The following is an 18,213-nucleotide window of genomic DNA, read 5'->3' on the forward strand; positions in this document are numbered from 1 at the left end:
CGTCTAGAACGTCAAACCACCCTCTACTGGGGGCGCGTCCAACTGCGATGGTCATGAGAGCAAATCTCCAAATGTTTATAAGTACAGGTTGTATCTGTATTATAGATGGCTAAATAAAAGCCTTCTATATGCAGAAAGTTAACCAGGTTGTTAACCAAGTTTACAATTTTTTACACACCTTTAATCATATTAGGTGTAAATCGCTAATTTTTCTAGTGCTTTTGTCATAAAAATTAATTTTTGATTGAGATTGAGGTGGGAAGACAAGAAGGGAATAGGTAACAGGTAACAGATTATTCCCTATCACCTCTTACCTCTCCCCTAATCCCAATCCCCAATGCCCATTTCCCTAGAATCAGTCAGCTGACGCTAAAATGAGTCCACAGTTAAATTTGATTATTTGCTAAATGTTTACCATCGATTTAAGCATCAGAAACACTGCTTTCCCGATCTCAGTGCAACGTAAGTCAGCAGAGGATGCTGAGGCTGTCTATCAGCTAATTTTGGCAGCAATCCGTTCTGGGAACCCTGACATTGTAGAACTCAAGTGCGAGGGCAAGACAGAGAAAAAAATTGCTGTCCGCGCTAGTGAAATTTCTGGGGTGCAGATTGTTCAGAAAGATGGTACAACCCCTGGTGGTGGAAGACCACCAGGCTTTTTCGCTGTAGCTGCTGAGTAACCAAGGTTGACAAATGGCTCAAGTGGGCATTGAGGTCAAGGATTTAAATTTCAGTTGGCCTAATGGAGAGAAAGTTATCAAATCTTGCTCTTTAGAAGTACCCAAGGGTGAGTTTTGGATGCTCTTGGGTACAAATGGCAGCGGAAAATCTACGTTACTGAAACTGCTGGCGGGGTTATTAGCTCCTGAATCTGGCGAAATTCGGGTTTTGCACCCCGTTGGCTTTGTTTTCCAAAATCCAGATCATCAACTAGTGATGCCAACTGTTGGTGCTGATGTGGCTTTTGGATTGGTGGAAGAAAAGTTGCCACCTGCTGCTACCAGAGCCAGGGTTGAGGAGGCGCTAGGGGCGGTAAATTTGCTTACCCTCCAACGACGCCCTATCTATGCACTCTCTGGAGGACAGAAACAGCGAGTAGCGATCGCAGGTGCGATCGCCCGCCGTTGTGAAGTCTTATTATTAGATGAACCCACTGCCTTACTAGATCCAGATAGCCAGTTGGATTTAGTTGCTGGTGTTCGCCGCCTTGTCAAAAGTCGAGGTATTACAGCCCTGTGGGTGACACATCGATTAGATGAGTTAAATTACTGTGACGGCGCTTTTTTGCTAGAAAAAGGCTCTCTGGTGGATAGAGGTGAAGCTCAACGCCTCAAACAACGTCTGATGGAGGTACACAGCGAAGCCTCTTAATTGAGTGCTAAGTGCTGAGTAACGAGTGCTGAGTAAGTAAAATTCATTGTACTTAGCACTCCTGAATACTACTAAAAAAGAACTGTAACGCGCCTTTTAAACAAAGGCGCGTTTTAAGTTTGTGCGTCTGTCTGAGGTTTGAGTTTTGTGAGGCTGCCGTATTTTTTATTCTGTGTAGCATAGTGTTACAGACAATGCATCAATTATTATAAAACTTATGAATGAATTTTGTTAACTCTAGAAAATTGTGATTAAAAACCATGCCCCGTTCCTTACTCCAAGCCGTTTTGTTAGTGGACGGCTACAATATAATAGGCGCTTGGCCTTGCCTTAAAAAAACGCGTGATAGTGTTGGATTAGAGGCCGCACGGGGCGAACTTGTGGAAGCAATGACCGGTTATAGTGCGTTTCAAGGTTACACAACTCAGATAGTTTTTGATGCCCAATATCAGAACACCTCTAGTAATAAAGAAATTATTACTGAGCTTTTATCTGTTTATTACACTGATTTTGGGCAAACAGCAGATACTTATATTGAAAAATCCTGCGCTTCTTTTCGCCAGCAAATAGCTCAATCTTTGATTTCTCGTGTAATTGTTGCTACATCAGATCGGGCACAGCAGTTGATGATACAAGGGTATGGGGCTGAATGGTTGTCGGCACAACAACTCTGTGGTGAAGTGGAAGCTACGGTCTGCCGGATGCGACAAAAGTATCATACGCGCAAACAATCTAAGAGTAGGTTTTTAGCTAATGCCATTGATGCTAAAGCGCGGCAGCGTCTGGCTGAATTACGAATGGGATTACAGTGAATATTTAGTATTTAAGAGTCTCTGCTTAAGTTCCTGAATGGATTTTGGCTGCAAAAGTTATCTAAATTAAGCATCTAAAAAAAATATTGGCGAAAGTACTTGCCAAATACTATTTTTAGCCCTAAGATTATAAATCGTGAGTGGTCCTCAGTAGCTCAGTGGTAGAGCGATCGACTGTTAATCGATTGGTCGCTGGTTCGAATCCGGCCTGGGGAGTTTATAAATTTTGGATTTTAAATTTTCGGTTCTAGATTATACATCAGAAACGTCACTGCTGTTTGACTCGGCTGTGACGTTTCTGAATCATGGCTCTTTTGGTGCTTTTCCTAAACTTGGTATTCAAGGTCACAAATAGTTCTCGATCAATAATCTCATAGCGATTTCTGTGTTCACGAAGTGTCTTGGAATGAGAATCGCCACAAAATAGCTGTAGGTCAGCAGTCATCCAACCCACTGGAGTTGTTTGCACAGAAACCCCCTAGTACAGCACGGCGGAAATAAACCACCCATTCCCAATCAACAAAACCCTTACGCTGTCTTCATTTTTAATTTTTAATTTTTAATTTTTAATTCCGCCTTGCGGTACTAGCCTTTTCCTAAATCATATTTTAAAAATACCGACGACGGGCGGAATGTCGCAAATAGCGATAAATGCCCCAAGCTAAAACTCCAAAAAAGAGATTTAGTAAAAACCGACTAAATATAAACCACAAAATATAAGTGTCAAAAAGCTTTGACGGACTCAAAGGAGTAATTTTCCTGACTAAGAGAAACAGACCAAAAATAGCATTTCCACCCAGCACAAGGGCAAAAAGCACTAAACTCCTCTGCCAGTAACGGCGTTGGATTGTACGGTCTGAAATTAGGGTAATTATAGGTTTACCTTGCACTTTTCGCAGTAATTGTTCCAGTCGCCAAAACATCCACAACAGAAATGGAAATAAACCATAACTCAGGAAACGTACGGGTAATGAGTAACCCCAAGCAATAGATAGAACATTCACTAGGGCATGACAGATTACAGAATTTAGCCAAGCCCGAAAAATGAACTTCTTGTCTCGATTTAAGCGAGTGTGGGAGGAAATATAGATTCCTAATGCGTATCCCCAAGGTGCAGAGAACATCGCGTGGACTGGCGTACCAATGATCCTGTCAGGAATTGATGCTGTACCGTGAAAAAGGTAAATCCAGTTCTCTTCGGCAGTGAATCCAAGGGCAACAGCTATGGTAAAGAGGAAAACAGTAGAGGGAAGTAATCGATACTTGCGTTGCAGATAGTAGGTTGGTACAACAACCGCAGCCAACTTGCAGCCTTCTTCAATTGGGCCTATTTCCACAAGCTGCCGCAAGGCTGTACCAGGAAGTGATCCCTTAATCTGATGCCAGTCTACAAACCTGTTAGCTACAATTTCAAAAATCCATTCTAGGCTAAGGGCTAAAATACCACATATTGCCCCGATGATAAAGAACATCAGCAATCTCAACAGAGGCGGGGCAAATGGTATCCGATAGTAGTAGTAGCCTAATAGCAGCAAGGGTGGTATTGCTGCCCACAATACTAGAGATAAATCAACCACTCACCTGAGCAATCACTGTGCGGTGACGGTGGGTATTGTTGGTGATAGTAGGAGTTTGGAAACCCGCCTCAACAATAGCTTGCTCAATGTCTAAAGCAAAATATTCGTCTAAATACGGTTCAGTACTTTTGAGCAAAGTCAAAATGTAGGCTGGCATTTTCTTGTAAACTTCAGATTTAGGATTCATATCCATGATTGCCAAGTAGCCACCCGGACGTAACACACGCCGCATTTCAGCGAAAATCTGTCGGGTTGCTGACTGGGGTAATTCGTGGCACATCAGGAAAATCGAAACTAAATCAAAAGAGGCATCAGGTAGCCCAGTAGATTCAGCTTGGGCATGAAGCCAGTTTATTTTAGCTTGGCGTTGTTGGGCGCGGTAATGAGCAACAGCTAAGAAGTAGGGAGATAAGTCCAAGCCTGTGATTTTGGCATTGGGATAAATTTCTTGCATGGTAAAAGTACTCAGACCCACACCGCAAGCCAAATCTAGGATGTCTTGTGGTTGATTGGGGATTTTAACTTTGAGAATATCGTGATAACTTTGGCGTAGTTTAGCATCTCCTTGCGCTCCAGCATCCTGCCAAATTCCGGCATGGACAGTACGAGCAGCAACTTCTAGCTCCCAAGCGGCTTTCCAACTAAGGTCTCCACCTTCGTAGGCATGGAATGGCCGTAAGTAGTATTCTGGGTAGGAAAGCTGAGGATTTTCTACTTGAGCTAGATCAGCTTTCCAATCACGCGCCTGTAGTGTTTCGACTTCTTGCGTCCAAGGTACACCAATTCTCTCGGCACGTTTAATCATCATTTGTCTAGCTTGATGCTTGGCTAGGTTAGCTAAAGGCTGGATTGCCAATATGCCATTTACCAAGCGGGAAGCGAAACCAGGATTAGTGTTTACAGCAGCAGTCATAAATCAATTTGCATTTAACAGCCTTTTTTACTTATGACATAGTTGTTGGACAAAATCTATCTCAACAGAGAGTGCAAAAAGGCGAATGTCATATAAAAAAAGACTACAACTAACTTATTGAGTCTCAAGTATGGCAAGAGCAAGAAGAAGTGCAAGTGGCTTTTTAAGAGATTTTCAAGAATTTGCCCTCAAAGGCAGTGTAGTTGACTTAGCGATCGCAGTCATCATCGGTACTGCTTTTGGTCGGGTTATCACCGCCTTTGTTGAGGATGTGATTATGCCATTGATTAACCCCTTAATTAGTGTGACTGGTAAAGACTGGAGAACAATCACTATCGGCCCAGGGATTGCGATTGGTCAGTTTCTCGGCGCAATACTTGACTTTTTAATCATTGCTTTCATCTTATTTGTAGCAATTCGCGCTTTGCAAAAACTCAAGAGACAAGAGGATGTTCCTATTCAATCTCCATTATCAGATCCTAAGCTTGCATCTCAGGAAAGACTGACTGGTGCTTTAGATAGGCTCAACCAGACATTAGAAGCTCGGAATAATCAAGTTTTGTGAGCAGGGGGCAAGGGGCAAGGGTGAGAATAAAAAACTACTTCTTTCTCCTCTGCTCCAAGCTTTGTGCCCCTCTGTTTATTTTCAATGCCCAATGCCCAATGCCCTACTTTGCAGTAGGCTTGAGAGCTAACAACATCTCCAATTCACTAGTAGATTTATCAGGGCTAGTAGAGGTAAAACCAATACCACGAACTGAACTCAGGATGGTGATGGTATCGGGGTTAGACGAGATAAAACTATTAATCAGGGGTACAGTTTTAGTTTTATCCATATCTAGGTAAAAATAACCACCGTTGGGCTTTTGCAAAGAAGCAGTAACGGCTTTGAAAGCGTCACTATTGTCGAGAGATGGATTCTTGCCATCGGCAACTGCGTCAGCAACTGGGCCACCAACAGCTACAAATACGGTATCTTGATCCAGCCAACCATGTGCCAATAAAGCTCCTTGTCGGGGGATTTGCCACTCAGTTACGTCTTTACCACCAATATTTCTGTTAGCTACGTTAATTTGTTGGGTTTTGGCGAGGGTATCCAATTTTGTTAAGGTGGCTTCGGCAGTTTTGCGATCGCTAGTATCAAATACTAAAGCACCCCCAAAACCAACACTTGCTAACACTCCTTGATTTGATGGAATCGCACCAAAGGCAAATTCCCCATTCATCCAGCCAAAAATATCCTTATCCAGGTCTATATTGACAAATTTCAGTTGTCCTCGTACCTGTTCAAGACCTTGCTTCATTTCTGGATAATCTTTTGACTGTTCTACTAGTGCTTCCCAGCCACGGCTGATGCCATTTCCGCTAACCAAAGCAAAGGTATCAGTGGGAAATTTCCCGACTATATTCCCAGGACTTGATTGATACTGAAATTTATTTAGTTGCGGATCTAAATTAGCGATCGCTTTTACCCGCACTCCTTCATCATCGACACCAACACCCGCCACCACAGATTTTATCTGCTTCAGTTGTGTCAAGGTTTGTGGAGGTAACTGCTTTACCTGCGGATTTCCGGCTGCTAATTGCTGTACCATCCCTGCATAGTCTGGTACATAAATTTGAGCAAGGCTGTTTTTGACATCCACTCCTTTAAGAATGTTGCTTGCACCTTCTTTACTGGCAAAAGAAGACTGTCCCTTAAAGGTGTCAATTGCCTTTTCTACAGCTTGTTTTTCAGGCGCTAATACTAAGTGACTATTATTTAAAACTACGCTATAAGTAGGCTTGCCATTTTCTGTAGTTTCGACAATTTTTTGACCTTGATAGTCAGATTCCTGAAATTTCACCCCTTTTTGTGACTTCAATTTGTTAGCAAAATTCAAGGCACTCAGCTTGTCTTTGATTCCCACCACTATGAGGATATTCTGTTCCTGCTGTAAATTTGTTGGTAGATTAGGTGCCCCAGAGGGGACGTTGAACTGTGCAGGTTTCACAGGGTTTGGTGGTAGTACAGCAATCATGACACCACCAGCCCAAGGCTTTATGTCTTTTTCATAAGAAACGTTACCGTCACTGAATATTTGCTTATTGAAATTTTCCAGATTTTTTGCCACTAACTTTTGTGCTTCTGGAGTGCCAAACTGCTGTAATTTTGCCCAAGCTTCAGTATCAGTAGTAATATAAGTTGCCATCAATGCTGTTGAAGGTACTACTTTAGCACTACCTAAAGCGTCTGAACTACTTCCTGATGGGCCTTTAAAATACGTATAAGTAGCTATACTTCCTGCTACAACAACTACAGCAGCACCAATAGCAGGAATGAGAAACTTTGATTTACTTTCAGGCATTTTATTATCCTCTTTTGCTCAGATTGTCACCGAGATTTATACAAGTGTCATTGTAGAGTTTTCGGATTTATTAATAATTTCCGCTCATTGATCGGTATTTACTGATAAAATTAGTAGTCCTATAAGTTAGCAGTCTAATAATTAACTCTCAAAAATACTTCAAAGGGATGATGAGCAAATCCGCAAATGATATGCTGTTCATCTCAAAAAAAATAGCCTGATCAACAGCAGCAAGCTATCCTAAGTTATAAGAAGAATTAGGAGTATTTGTACTTAATGAGAATCTATCGAGGTGCAAGAGACTCTTGACTCAGTGACAAAAAAGTGCAAAACATCAGGAAAAGTAAATGCGGTAGGGATATGGAAAAAAGTCCAAGGTTCGACAGCCGGACTTTGGAAATTCGGGTGAGATTAATTTCAATCCCCCAATCCCAAAGGTGAGTTATCACCTCTATAATGCCCTGTTAATTTGGGAAATACACACACCGCTATTTTGCCTAACAATATCCAGCCAAGCCAGACTTTTCAGGATTACAAGGTCAGTAAGGATCAATGTCGAAGTCTTATTTTGATACAGATAATAACGGACACAAACCTTTTGAGTTACCGGGAGCAAGACCACAGTACAACCCCGATCGCCCCGGACAGGTAGAGCATATTTTTCTCGATCTCAGCTTGGATATTCCCAAGCAAAGCTATCAAGGCAGTTGTAGCATTCGCCTCTTACCAATCCGTAATGGCATTGATCGTTTGACTTTGGATGCTGTAAACCTGAATATCGAGTCTGTGCAGGTGGACGAGGTGCCACAAAGTTTTGACTACGACGGGGAACAGCTTTCCATTCAACTTTCTGAGGCGACTCAAATTGGTAAACGCTTGCTAATTGCGATCGCCTATTCGGTGGCAAAACCGCAACGCGGTATTTATTTTATTCAACCAGACAAGCATTACCCAAACAAGCCTACGCAAGTTTGGACTCAGGGAGAAGACGAAGACTCTCGCTTTTGGTTCCCCTGCTTCGACTATCCAGGACAACTATCTACTTCGGAAATTCGCGTCCGTGTCCCCAACCCTCTTGTGGCTATTTCCAACGGCGAATTGATTGACACTACAGAAGATGGTGATTACAAAATTTACCATTGGTCACAGCAACAAGTTCATCCTACCTACTTAATGGCCTTAGCAGTAGGCGATTTTGCTGAAATTCGGGATGAGTGGAAGGGAAAACCAGTCACCTACTACGTAGAAAAGGGACGGGAGGAAGATGCTAAACGCAGCATGGACAAAACTCCCCGGATGATCGAATTTTTGAGCCAAAAATATGGTTATCCATACCCTTTTCCGAAATACGCCCAAGTTTGCGTCGATGACTTCATCTTTGGCGGCATGGAAAACACCTCCACAACTCTGTTAACAGATAGATGTTTGCTGGATGAACGCGCCGCCTTAGATAATCGCAACACCGAAAGTTTAGTCGTCCACGAACTCGCGCACCAGTGGTTTGGTGATTTGGTGGTGATTAAGCATTGGTCTCATGCTTGGATTAAAGAAGGGATGGCTTCTTACTCTGAGGTGATGTGGACAGAAGAGGAATATAGTCCAGAAGAAGCAGCTTACTATCGTTTATTGGAAGCTCGTCGTTACTTAAGTGAAGATAGTAGCCGTTATCGCCGACCGATGGTAACGCACGTTTACCGAGAAGCTATTGAACTTTACGATCGCCACATCTACGAAAAAGGGTCTTGTGTTTATCATATGATTCGGGCCCAATTGGGAGATGAATTATTTTGGCAGGCTATCCAAACATTTATCCAGGATAATGCTCACAAAACCGTAGAAACAGTTGACTTACTCAGGGCGATTGAAAAAGCTACCGGACGTAATCTTTTGTTCCTCTTTGACCAATATGTTTATCGTGGTGGTCATCCCGATTTTAAAGTGGCTTATTCTTGGGATGGGGATGCTAAGTTAGCAAAAATTACAGTAACTCAAACCCAAGCTGCTGAAGGTAAAAATAGCAGCAAGGATTTGTTTGATTTAAAAATACCTATTGGTTTTGGCTATACGCAAGACGAAGTGAGGAGTGAGGAATTAGGAGTTAAAAATAATTCCAAACTCATAACTCCTAACCCACAACTCAAAACTTTCACTGTGCGGGTGAATGAACGTGAACAAAGCTTCTACTTTCCCCTAGAAAATAAGCCCCAATTTATCAGCTTTGATGTTGGAAATAATTACCTAAAAACAGTAGCTTTGGAGTATCCAATATCAGAGTTAAAAGCACAGTTAGAATTTGATCCTGACCCGATTTCACGTATTTATGCAGCAACAGCTTTGGCGAAAAAAGGCGGGTTAGAAGCTACTATTGCGCTTTCTGCTTCGCTAAAAAATGACCCATTGTGGGGTGTGCGCGTGGAAGTGGCGAAACAACTGGCCAAAATCAACTTAGATCAAGCCTTTGATGGCTTAGTTCCTGCTTTAAAAGATAAAAATGCTTACGTGCGACGATCTGTAGTGGAAGCACTTGCTCAAATCAAAACAGCTGAAAGCTATAAAATTGTGAGAGGGGTATTACAAAAAGGTGATCCTAGCTACTATGTGGAGGCAGCAGCTTCTCGTGTAATTGGGGCGATCGCATCGGCAAACTTGGAAGAAAAACCCAAAGAAGACAAGGTATTAAAGCTGCTGAAATCCGTTTTAGAAGAGAAGGCGGGTTGGAATGAAATCGTGCGGAGTGGTGCAGTTGCCGGTTTAGCTGAATTCAAAACTTCGGAAACAGCTTTAAATCTGCTCATCGAATACACCAAACTTGGTATACCACAACCTCTACGTCTAGCCACAATTCGCGCTTTGGGCAAGATTTCTGTCGGTCAAAGTCCGGCTAATTTGGAACGGATTTTAGAAAAATTAGCAGAACTAGCCAAAGAAACCTTCTTTTTAACCCAAATAGCCGTAGCCGCAGCATTAGGACAAATGGAAACACCCAAAGCAGTGAGTATTTTGCGATCGCTAACTGATCAAACAGCTGATGGGCGTGTGCGTCGCTATGCTGAGGAAGAAATTTCGAAGGTGCAAAAGAATATTGGTTCAGAAAAAACCCTGCGCCAATTGCGTGAAGATTTCGACCAACTAAAACAACAAAACCAGGAATTGAGAAGCCGTTTAGAAAACTTGGAGGCCAAATCTAAATAGCACTACATGATAATTAAAAGTAGCTAATTGGTAATTAGTAATTGTGACAAAATCACTATAGTAGTCCTAAATGATATGTGAGAAAGAATAAAGTCTGTAATGCTTGCAAAATTAGGATTTTTCTATTCGTAAATTCTCATAGATCAGATGGGATTGCTATACCAATTAGCAAGGTTTTAGTTGACAGTGTAATTTCTTTGTCGATACATAGAATCTTTTATTTTTCACTTAAATCGCAGGGTATAAATAAAGATAACACCAAGATCCCCGGCTTCCGTGAGAAGTCGGGGATCTTGTATAGGTAAATATTTATATTTATATAAAGTAAAGTTAAGAAAAGATAAAATCATCCAAAACTTGGAAAAGTAGTTGTAGTTTTATAAAGTATAATTAAGAAAAAGATAAACATATCTAGGCAGTGGCAATAAGCTAAAATCGCCTCGAACACTATCCCTGAAGGGTAAGGTTCTAGTTGTTTTAGATAAAAGACTACTAGCTATCTTGAACTTGCAACTAACTTGTGGGTCAGGAAAAAAACATTGTAAATTTTTCAGTTGAAGAGGCAAAAAAAGGCGTGGGTCAGTATCAACCTGCTCAACTAAAACTCTATAATCCAGATGCGATCGCTCGCTACTATAGTTACCGTCCTTGGCTAGCCTGGGGGCGACTGCTGAGAATTATCTCCTCATTTGCAGGATTTATATTCAGTCTGAAGTGGGACGAATGGCAAGATAAAGTTGAGCAGAACAAGGGTAAACGAGCTATCCAGTTGCGAGAACTGCTCACCCGCCTCGGCCCGACTTTTATTAAAGTTGGTCAAGCCCTCTCTACTAGGCCTGACCTGATACGCAAAGATTTTTTAGAAGAACTGATCAAGTTACAAGACCAGTTACCACCTTTCGATAATGCGATCGCTTACCAGATTATCGAAACTGAGTTAGGCCGTCCAATTCACGAAAGTTTTAGCGAACTGTCACCTAGCCCAGTAGCGGCTGCTAGCTTGGGTCAAGTATACCGGGGTCGTCTGGTCAGCGGCGAAGAAGTCGCCGTCAAGGTGCAACGCCCGAACTTACACCCGGTAATCACCCGCGACCTATATCTGATGCGTTGGGCAGCAGGTTGGCTAGCTCCTTGGTTGCCTTTAAATCTCGGTCACGATCTAACTTTAATTGTGGACGAGTTTGGCACGAAGTTATTTGAAGAAATTGACTATATTAATGAAGGCCGCAACGCCGAGAAGTTTGCCAGCAATTTCCACAACGACCCACAAGTAAAAGTTCCAGGTATTTACTGGCGTTACACCAACACCCACGTTTTAACCCTGGAATGGATTAACGGCTTCAAGCTGACGGACACTCAACGCATCCGCGAAGCAGGTTTAGATCCAGAAGCGATTATCCAAATTGGCGTTACATCAGGATTGCAACAGCTTTTAGAACACGGCTTTTTCCATGCTGACCCTCATCCCGGCAATTTGTTTGCTGTGTCCGATGGTCGTATGGCTTACATTGATTTCGGCATGATGGATCAGTTGGAGGAAAGTACTAAAGAAACTTTGGTAGATGCGCTAGTGCATTTGGTGAATAAAGACTACACCGACTTAGCCGAAGACTTTGTAAAACTAGGGTTTTTGACTCCAGACACGAATATTTGCCCGATCGTGCCAGCATTAGAAGCAGTGCTAGGAAACGCTATTGGCAAAAATGTCAAGGATTTTAACTTCAAAACTATTACCGATGAATTCTCGGAACTGATGTATGAGTATCCTTTCCGAGTCCCGGCAAAGTTTGCTTTGATTATTCGTTCCCTTGTTACTCAGGAAGGTATTGCCCTGAGCCTCAACCCGGATTTCAAAATTGTTGAAGTGGGTTATCCCTACATAGCACGGCGGTTGCTGACGGGCGAATCGCCGGAGTTACGCCGACGATTATTGAATGTGTTGTTCAAAGATGGTAAATTTCAGTGGCAGCGGTTAGAGAATTTGATTGCGATCGCTCGTACCGATAGCAACTTTGATGTATTGCCCACAGCCCAGATGGGCTTCCAATATTTAATCTCGGAAGAAGGGAAGTTTCTGCGGCGACAACTAGTGCTTGCTCTCACCGAAGATGACCGCCTCCACACCGAAGATGTCCAACGCCTGTGGAACCTGGTTAAAGATGACTTAAAACCGGATCGTTTATTAAATGTAGCGATCGGTATTTTAACAGAGTTATCCAGAGAAGGCGCGGCGGCTATTCTCCCAAAATCTACATTCCTTGCGCCTTTTACTGGAAACCAGTCAGCAAGTAAAAACTAAAAACCTTTAATATAAATCAGGAATTTTAATGTACTATTTTCCTCTACAACCACCCTATTTCCTCTTACTTGTTGGCTTTTTGACAGCATTAACATCTGGTTTGGCATTATCTGGCACTTTGAAAGTAATTGTGCAGAAATGGCCGAGCGAGCGCACAGAAAATACTAAACCACGTTCCTCACTGAAACAATTACTTGTACCATTTACCGGCATAACTGGCGGTACGTGTTTATTTCTGTCTTCAGGCTTAGAAATATTTGGCTTTCCCTCTTCCTTGGCTCTAGGAGTCGGTCTACCAATTAGTTTGTTGACTTGTTTATTAGTGTGGTTGCAGTTGGGAAGTATGCTCACCTTTATCGAACGCGAAGGAATGCAATCTCTAGACTTAGATTCTTGATTCTTTTTCTGAGATGTAGAAAACTCTCTCTACGAATATTCAAATCAACTTAACTCATCCCAGAGCTTGAAGCTGTGGGATTTCGAGTAATTATTCATTGCTACAAGATGGCGCCTTCTAGGGATGGGCTTTCTGTAAATCTTTACCCCCAGAAAATAATTTACTAGCGGTTAATACTGTTTTTTTACTCAAATTTCACAAATTTCAATATTGAATCACGTTAGAATTACGTACATAGACTGTAGTATCTCTGCTAAAAGGACAGTCAGAAATACCCAGCTTTGTACTAGTTCTTCGTGAAAACTTTTATTTTTATCTTTTCCAAAGGAGTTTGATGTAACTATGAGTCAAGAATCAAAAGAATTCTGCTTTTGCACCTTAGCATTAGGTGAAAGATATCGCTCTCATGCTTTACTATTAGCTGAAGATATTGCAAAACATTCACCTGGAAGCAACTTTGTAATCCTAACAGATAAGCCACAGGAATTTAGTAATTATTCTCATGTTTTAGCTTTTCCACATCAACAACAAAGCATTGGTTGTTACCACGATAAAAGGTTTGTTATTGCCCAAGCATTATCACTATTTAATACCTGTATTTTTGTTGATGTAGATATGCGAATATTGGATAAGGTAGCACCAAATCTAAAATATCTTCCGGGAGTTACAGCAAGAAGTTGTACCAGTATTGTCAAACATAATAAAGTTTACATTAGCTCAGTAAATGATTTGCACAAACCCAAAAGAACTAGAGACTTGCAAATTGTTAACAAGATAGCACATAAACTGGACTTGAATTTAGAAGATAATAATACCCAGTTTGTGATGGAAGTTTTATTTGCAGTTACAAGGCAAGATGGACGTGAAATCGAATTTATCAAACATTGGGAAACTATTGCATTATATTGTGAGTTAAACGGTTTTACTTGTGCTATTGGTTATGCCATAGGATTAGCTGCCGCTAAAGCAGGATTATCAGTTAGATGGGATGCTATGGAGGATATTGTTTATTTTAAAGATTGGGTAGAACGAGAAAAAATTAAAAAAGGTCAAGCAAATCCAGAAGAAAGCTTGATATATTTTCAACACCATGATGCAATTGAATACCCCAAGCGTTCAATTGTGAAAAAGGTGGCACTTAGACTAGATAGAACTATCGGCTATTACTATCGTTCATTGCGTCTAAGACTTGCAACCTTGAGTAATTTTAATTTTTATTACAGATAAAGTCCTTGATACACAATCTGTTGTGATTTTTCACATTATGTGGAAAAACTAAGGCAAGACAGCGTGCGTTATGAACATTAGTTATAACGCACCGAAAATTTGGGATGGTGCGTAAGAGAGCGGCATAACAAACCCTAACAGTTTAACGGATATAGCCTTGGTAATTTATTGATTTTATCTAGTAATTCTATCCTTAAAATTGCGATAGTTTAGCTTAATATTGTTGATTCTTTGCTGAATAAAACTACTAGTAGACTTTTGCAGAAGCATTATCTGGCTTGGGCGTGTAAAGCTTTGAGGACGTTTTTCAGGTGATTTTAAATAGCGATAATATAAGAAAACATCGCGGTAAGGAATATCAACATCTTCACCCCCACAAAGCCTCACAAAATTTGAAGAAGATATACTCATATAATGTAAATATGTCAACCTCCGCCCTTGGTCGTAGAGGATATTATCTACCACATTAAATTGAGAACCCCAGTGATTACCAGTTGCCTGTTCGCAGTCATGAAAAGCAAAATTATAATAGGAAACGCCACTTTTCAACACCATATAGTTAAATAAAGATTGGTCAGGCGCTAAGAAAGCCATGACATCAGCTTCACCTGCTGCTAATTTGTCAAGTATATCGGCTCTCATCGCTGGAGAAAAAATATTTTTCTTAGTGGCAAACCAACCAGCACAAAATACTTTAGACTGCAAGTTCTCTGAGTTGAAAATTTGTTGTATCTGCTCTGGTGAACCATCAAAAATAAATTTTAAATCAGACTTATACTGAAAATCATTGACTACCCAATCGTAGTTATCTAATTTTTCATATACATAATCTATAGGCCCCATTAACAAGGTATCTGCATCAAAATAAATAAATCTATCAAATGGGCCATCGATAGCACAAAATTTGCGGTGCATTGGTAGCTCATAGAGTTCTGGAAAGCCCCACTCTCGCCAAGTTTTTTGTGCTCTGGGGTAATTTTTCCATATCTGAGTAGCAAAATTATCCCAGTAAGCTATGGAATCAGAATCTTCAAATAAGGTGACATTATCTCTAGATGCAATCTCTGCTTTTACCTTGTCTAATCGCTCATTATATGGAAGTATACAAATAGGAATTTTCCTGCCAGCATTAGCTTCTATACTGTTGAGCAACGCAACTAATTGGTCATAGACAACATCATTCGCTAGGATGTAAATACCATCAATCATTGGGATACTCCTAATATTAAGTACGGGCAACAACAAAAGGAAATAAACGGCGAGTCAGTTTGGGGATAAAAGCGAATTTCCCCTCATGGAGATAGCGATAGTGTTCCCACAATTGCCAATAAGGACTACCAGTTTTCATCCGCGTACCAGCCCAGTGGAGATATTTTAATCGTTGTCCTCGGTCATAAAGGGCGTAATCTTGCTGTTGAAAATTTTGTGAACCTGCCCAACTACCAGGCCCACCCCCAGGAATTTTGACGAGATTTCCACGTTTGGCAATCAGCTTAAGCACAAGATAATTTAAAACTGGTTGGTCTGTAACTCCTTCAGAAAAATCGAAATATTGGCGATGCGCTGCACACTCGCGCAAAGTTTCATCCATTTGTTGTTCGGTAATAATTCCTTTTCTGGAAGCCCAAAAACCACTGTTGAAAACGTCTTGAAGTTGGACATCAGAAAAAATTTGCTGCTCTTTTACCAATGGTGAAAAAATATTTCGTAGTTTGTCATTGGCATGATGGTAGTCACAACAGAAGAAATCAACTTCTGAAAGTTTGTCTAAATTGTCGGCGATTTTTTCAAAAACGACAATATCCGTATCAATATAAATAAACTCATCTAAAGGGCCAAACCACGCTACTAGCTTACGCATTTTGTTGGGTAAGGCGAGAAAATCTCTATCAAAAATTTCTCCGATGCGTTTGGTAAATTTATCAATAAGTTCTAAATCTGGGAAAATTTTGACATTGTGTAAGGTAGCAACCTGCTCTGCTACTTTGTGATAATTGTCATTAAAAGGTATGAGATAAATGATTACTTCTGGGTCATAGTAACGAATGCTATTGAGTAAAGCGATCGCATTATCGATAACCCGGTCATTGGCAACTATATAAATTCCCCTACTCATAAATTATCCTTGGTTAATTAACTTAAATTTTCGCAAAGCTCTTGTAAATAAATTTGCTACTGGAGCGTCATTATAATTCTTAGGAGGATTTGTAAATACTGGGCGCTTTTCTGGTTCGTGTAGGTAACGATAGTAAAGAAATAAATCTCGATAAGGAAACTCAATATTCTCTCCAGCACAAACTGCTTGATTGATATTAGGAGGAATACCAATGTAATGAAGATAAGTTAGTCGATTACCTTTGTCATAAAGAAGATGTTCCCGTTCCTCAAAGTGCTTAGATGTGGCAGAACATCCTGTTTTTTGATTATCTGGCAGTTGACGAGCAAAGTTATAAATAGAAAGATTAGACCTCATTACCATGTAGTTTATCAATGGTTGTTCGCCAGCACCTTCATACAAAAGTTCCGCCTCACCATTTTGTAAATGGGATATCAGCAAATCTCTTTGTTCTGAGTTAAATATTCCCCGCTTTGCGCCATAGAAGCCTGAACAAAATATTTCGGAATCAATGCGTTTTTGCTCGAAAACTTCTCGTAATTTGGGAGAATTAACATTATATATTTTACTAACGTCTTTAAATTGAAAATCGTAGACAACAAAATCATAACTATCTAGCTTTTCAAACACTGTCGCTAGTGAGTTCATCACCAAAGTGTCTGCATCTAAATAGATAAACTTATCGAATGGCCCATCAAAAGCGCAAAAACGACGGTGAGCGCCATAAAGACGGGATTTACTGCGATTTAATCGTTCTGGTGCTGCTGTCAGCATAAACTGATCCCAGCGGTTGATTGATTCTAGATCATCGTAAAGAAACACATTAGGGCGTTTAGCTATTTCGTCAGTAATTCGCTGTGTTTGATCATCGAAAGGATAGATACAAACAGGAGTTTCTGGGCCTAAGATAACATCAATACTGTTAAGCAAAGCCACCAATTGATCGAAAACATAATCATTGCCAAGGGTACAAATACCATTCATAATTTATGAGTGTTGATCAACAAAGTTTGACAACCAGTTAAGTAGGTTTAATTTGTGTAAGATAATTTGACGTGCTTCTGCGATCGCATCTTTGGCAGCATACCAAGCATCAGGTGTAGCTGTGACTTCTTTGATATAGGCAATGCCTTTTTCATCTAAACTGGGCAACCGCAAAAAACTACCCGGTGGCAATAATTTATCAGCAGCCGGGCCACCATAGTAAATTGGTAAACACCAAGCAAGCAAACTATCCCAAAGTTTCTCACTCACATACCAATTATTATCAGCATAATTTTCAATTGCCAGATTGTAATAGTATGGCGCCATGCCATACCATTTGTTACCTAGTTCTCCCGACTTGTTAGCCCATCCTGGTAAGTTACGCCCATACAAATCAAATTTTATCCCACTAGATTGTAGAGACTGCAAAAAGTCTAAACGCTGGCGATGATTAACTGTACGGCTAATTCCTGAAGTAATCCAACTACACGGTGCAACCTTTTGGGGCGGTGGCATTTCATTTAAATCTTGAAATGAATTTGAGTGATACCAAATAGCAGGCATATAGTCAGGGATGGGAGCAAAATCATCGGGCCCAGAAATGTAGCCAGAATATTTCTGGGCGTGTTGGTAATTATGATTAGTGATTTCGACAATTTCATCTAAAGGCGGTTCCCTTAGTAAATAAATAATCCGCTCTTTACTCACACCGCGCAGTAGAGAATTAACATTGACTACTGGTTTTTGCTGCTTTTTGCGAAAATTATCTAACCAAGATTTGTGTGGCGATGCTTGGGGAAAATCAAATTGATACATCAGCAGAAAATCTGGTTTTTCTGCTAGTGCCTGCATTTGTATATTGCCCCAAACTCCAAATTGATTCGGGGTTTGTTGCCATAGCCAATCGGCTCTAGTTTCTAAACCTCGATAGCTGCTAATCATACCTACAGTTTTCATAGTCATTTTAGTTATTAGTT

General features: G+C 40.8%; 16 protein-coding genes and 1 tRNA gene. 9 read left to right on the forward strand and 8 right to left on the reverse strand.

Annotation, left to right across the window (positions count from 1 at the left end):
• The first annotated feature begins 407 nt into the window (after nt 1-407).
• From ABF638_RS06840 to ABF638_RS06855, 4 genes are all read left to right on the forward strand, one after another.
• A complete protein-coding gene (locus ABF638_RS06840) occupies nt 408-680 on the forward strand; it encodes a hypothetical protein (RefSeq protein ID WP_012410874.1) in 273 nt (90 codons plus the stop codon).
• Between the two features lie 13 nt (nt 681-693).
• On the forward strand, nt 694-1,371 hold the full coding sequence (locus ABF638_RS06845; protein WP_181928406.1) for an ABC transporter ATP-binding protein: 678 nt from the start codon (nt 694-696) through the stop codon (nt 1,369-1,371).
• Nucleotides 1,372-1,631: 260 nt separating this feature from the next.
• Entirely contained in the window at nt 1,632-2,183 is a 552-nt protein-coding gene (locus tag ABF638_RS06850; RefSeq protein WP_069073619.1) for an NYN domain-containing protein, read from the forward strand.
• A gap of 144 nt (nt 2,184-2,327) precedes the next feature.
• A tRNA-Asn gene (locus tag ABF638_RS06855) sits at nt 2,328-2,399 on the forward strand.
• A gap of 52 nt (nt 2,400-2,451) precedes the next feature.
• On the opposite strand, the gene ABF638_RS06860 is transcribed toward ABF638_RS06855, so the two are convergent.
• The 3 genes from ABF638_RS06860 to ABF638_RS06870 all read right to left on the reverse strand — a co-directional run bounded on the left by ABF638_RS06860 (nt 2,452) and on the right by ABF638_RS06870 (nt 4,673).
• Entirely contained in the window at nt 2,452-2,652 is a 201-nt protein-coding gene (locus ABF638_RS06860) for a hypothetical protein (protein ID WP_435021369.1), read from the reverse strand.
• Between the two features lie 139 nt (nt 2,653-2,791).
• A complete protein-coding gene (locus ABF638_RS06865) occupies nt 2,792-3,760 on the reverse strand; it encodes a PrsW family intramembrane metalloprotease (protein ID WP_435021371.1) in 969 nt (322 codons plus the stop codon).
• Nucleotides 3,753-4,673, reverse strand: a complete 921-nt coding sequence (locus tag ABF638_RS06870) for a class I SAM-dependent methyltransferase (RefSeq protein ID WP_435021373.1) — start codon at nt 4,671-4,673, stop codon at nt 3,753-3,755. The genes ABF638_RS06865 and ABF638_RS06870 overlap by 8 nt, the downstream gene beginning before the upstream one ends.
• A gap of 130 nt (nt 4,674-4,803) precedes the next feature.
• On the opposite strand from ABF638_RS06870, the gene mscL reads away from it, so the two are divergent.
• A complete protein-coding gene (mscL, locus tag ABF638_RS06875; protein ID WP_435021375.1) occupies nt 4,804-5,238 on the forward strand; it encodes a large conductance mechanosensitive channel protein MscL in 435 nt (144 codons plus the stop codon).
• 103 nt (nt 5,239-5,341) lie between these two features.
• On the opposite strand, the gene ABF638_RS06880 is transcribed toward mscL, so the two are convergent.
• Nucleotides 5,342-7,021 carry a DUF3352 domain-containing protein gene (locus ABF638_RS06880; protein WP_435021377.1) on the reverse strand — a complete coding sequence of 560 codons (1,680 nt, stop codon included), beginning with the start codon at nt 7,019-7,021 and terminating at the stop codon, nt 5,342-5,344.
• Nucleotides 7,022-7,573: 552 nt separating this feature from the next.
• Here ABF638_RS06880 and ABF638_RS06885 point away from each other — a divergent pair.
• The 4 genes from ABF638_RS06885 to ABF638_RS06900 all read left to right on the forward strand — a co-directional run bounded on the left by ABF638_RS06885 (nt 7,574) and on the right by ABF638_RS06900 (nt 14,136).
• Nucleotides 7,574-10,213, forward strand: a complete 2,640-nt coding sequence (locus ABF638_RS06885) for a M1 family aminopeptidase (protein ID WP_435021379.1) — start codon at nt 7,574-7,576, stop codon at nt 10,211-10,213.
• Between the two features lie 574 nt (nt 10,214-10,787).
• A complete protein-coding gene (locus ABF638_RS06890) occupies nt 10,788-12,512 on the forward strand; it encodes an ABC1 kinase family protein (RefSeq protein WP_435021381.1) in 1,725 nt (574 codons plus the stop codon).
• A gap of 28 nt (nt 12,513-12,540) precedes the next feature.
• Nucleotides 12,541-12,909, forward strand: a complete 369-nt coding sequence (locus tag ABF638_RS06895; RefSeq protein WP_435021383.1) for a hypothetical protein — start codon at nt 12,541-12,543, stop codon at nt 12,907-12,909.
• A gap of 342 nt (nt 12,910-13,251) precedes the next feature.
• Complete coding sequence (locus ABF638_RS06900) at nt 13,252-14,136, forward strand: hypothetical protein (protein WP_435021385.1); 885 nt, start codon at nt 13,252-13,254, stop codon at nt 14,134-14,136.
• 174 nt (nt 14,137-14,310) lie between these two features.
• Here ABF638_RS06900 and ABF638_RS06905 read toward each other — a convergent pair whose 3' ends face one another.
• From ABF638_RS06905 to ABF638_RS06920, 4 genes are read right to left on the reverse strand one after another with little or no spacing between them, the layout of a single operon-like run.
• Nucleotides 14,311-15,345: an Npun_R2821/Npun_R2822 family protein gene (locus tag ABF638_RS06905; protein ID WP_435021387.1), complete on the reverse strand. Its 1,035-nt coding sequence runs from the start codon at nt 15,343-15,345 to the stop codon at nt 14,311-14,313.
• A 16-nt stretch (nt 15,346-15,361) separates the two neighbouring features.
• Nucleotides 15,362-16,252 carry an Npun_R2821/Npun_R2822 family protein gene (locus ABF638_RS06910; RefSeq protein ID WP_435021389.1) on the reverse strand — a complete coding sequence of 297 codons (891 nt, stop codon included), beginning with the start codon at nt 16,250-16,252 and terminating at the stop codon, nt 15,362-15,364.
• Nucleotides 16,253-16,255: 3 nt separating this feature from the next.
• The gene (locus ABF638_RS06915; protein ID WP_435021391.1) at nt 16,256-17,236 is read right to left on the reverse strand and encodes an Npun_R2821/Npun_R2822 family protein; all 981 of its coding nucleotides are present in this window, start codon (nt 17,234-17,236) and stop codon (nt 16,256-16,258) included.
• 3 nt (nt 17,237-17,239) lie between these two features.
• Complete coding sequence (locus tag ABF638_RS06920; RefSeq protein ID WP_435021393.1) at nt 17,240-18,199, reverse strand: glycosyltransferase family 10 domain-containing protein; 960 nt, start codon at nt 18,197-18,199, stop codon at nt 17,240-17,242.
• Nucleotides 18,200-18,213: the final 14 nt, after the last annotated feature.

The organism is Nostoc sp. CALU 1950 (assembly GCF_051172895.1).
In the GTDB taxonomy this organism is placed as follows: Bacteria; Cyanobacteriota; Cyanobacteriia; order Cyanobacteriales; family Nostocaceae; genus Nostoc; species Nostoc edaphicum_A.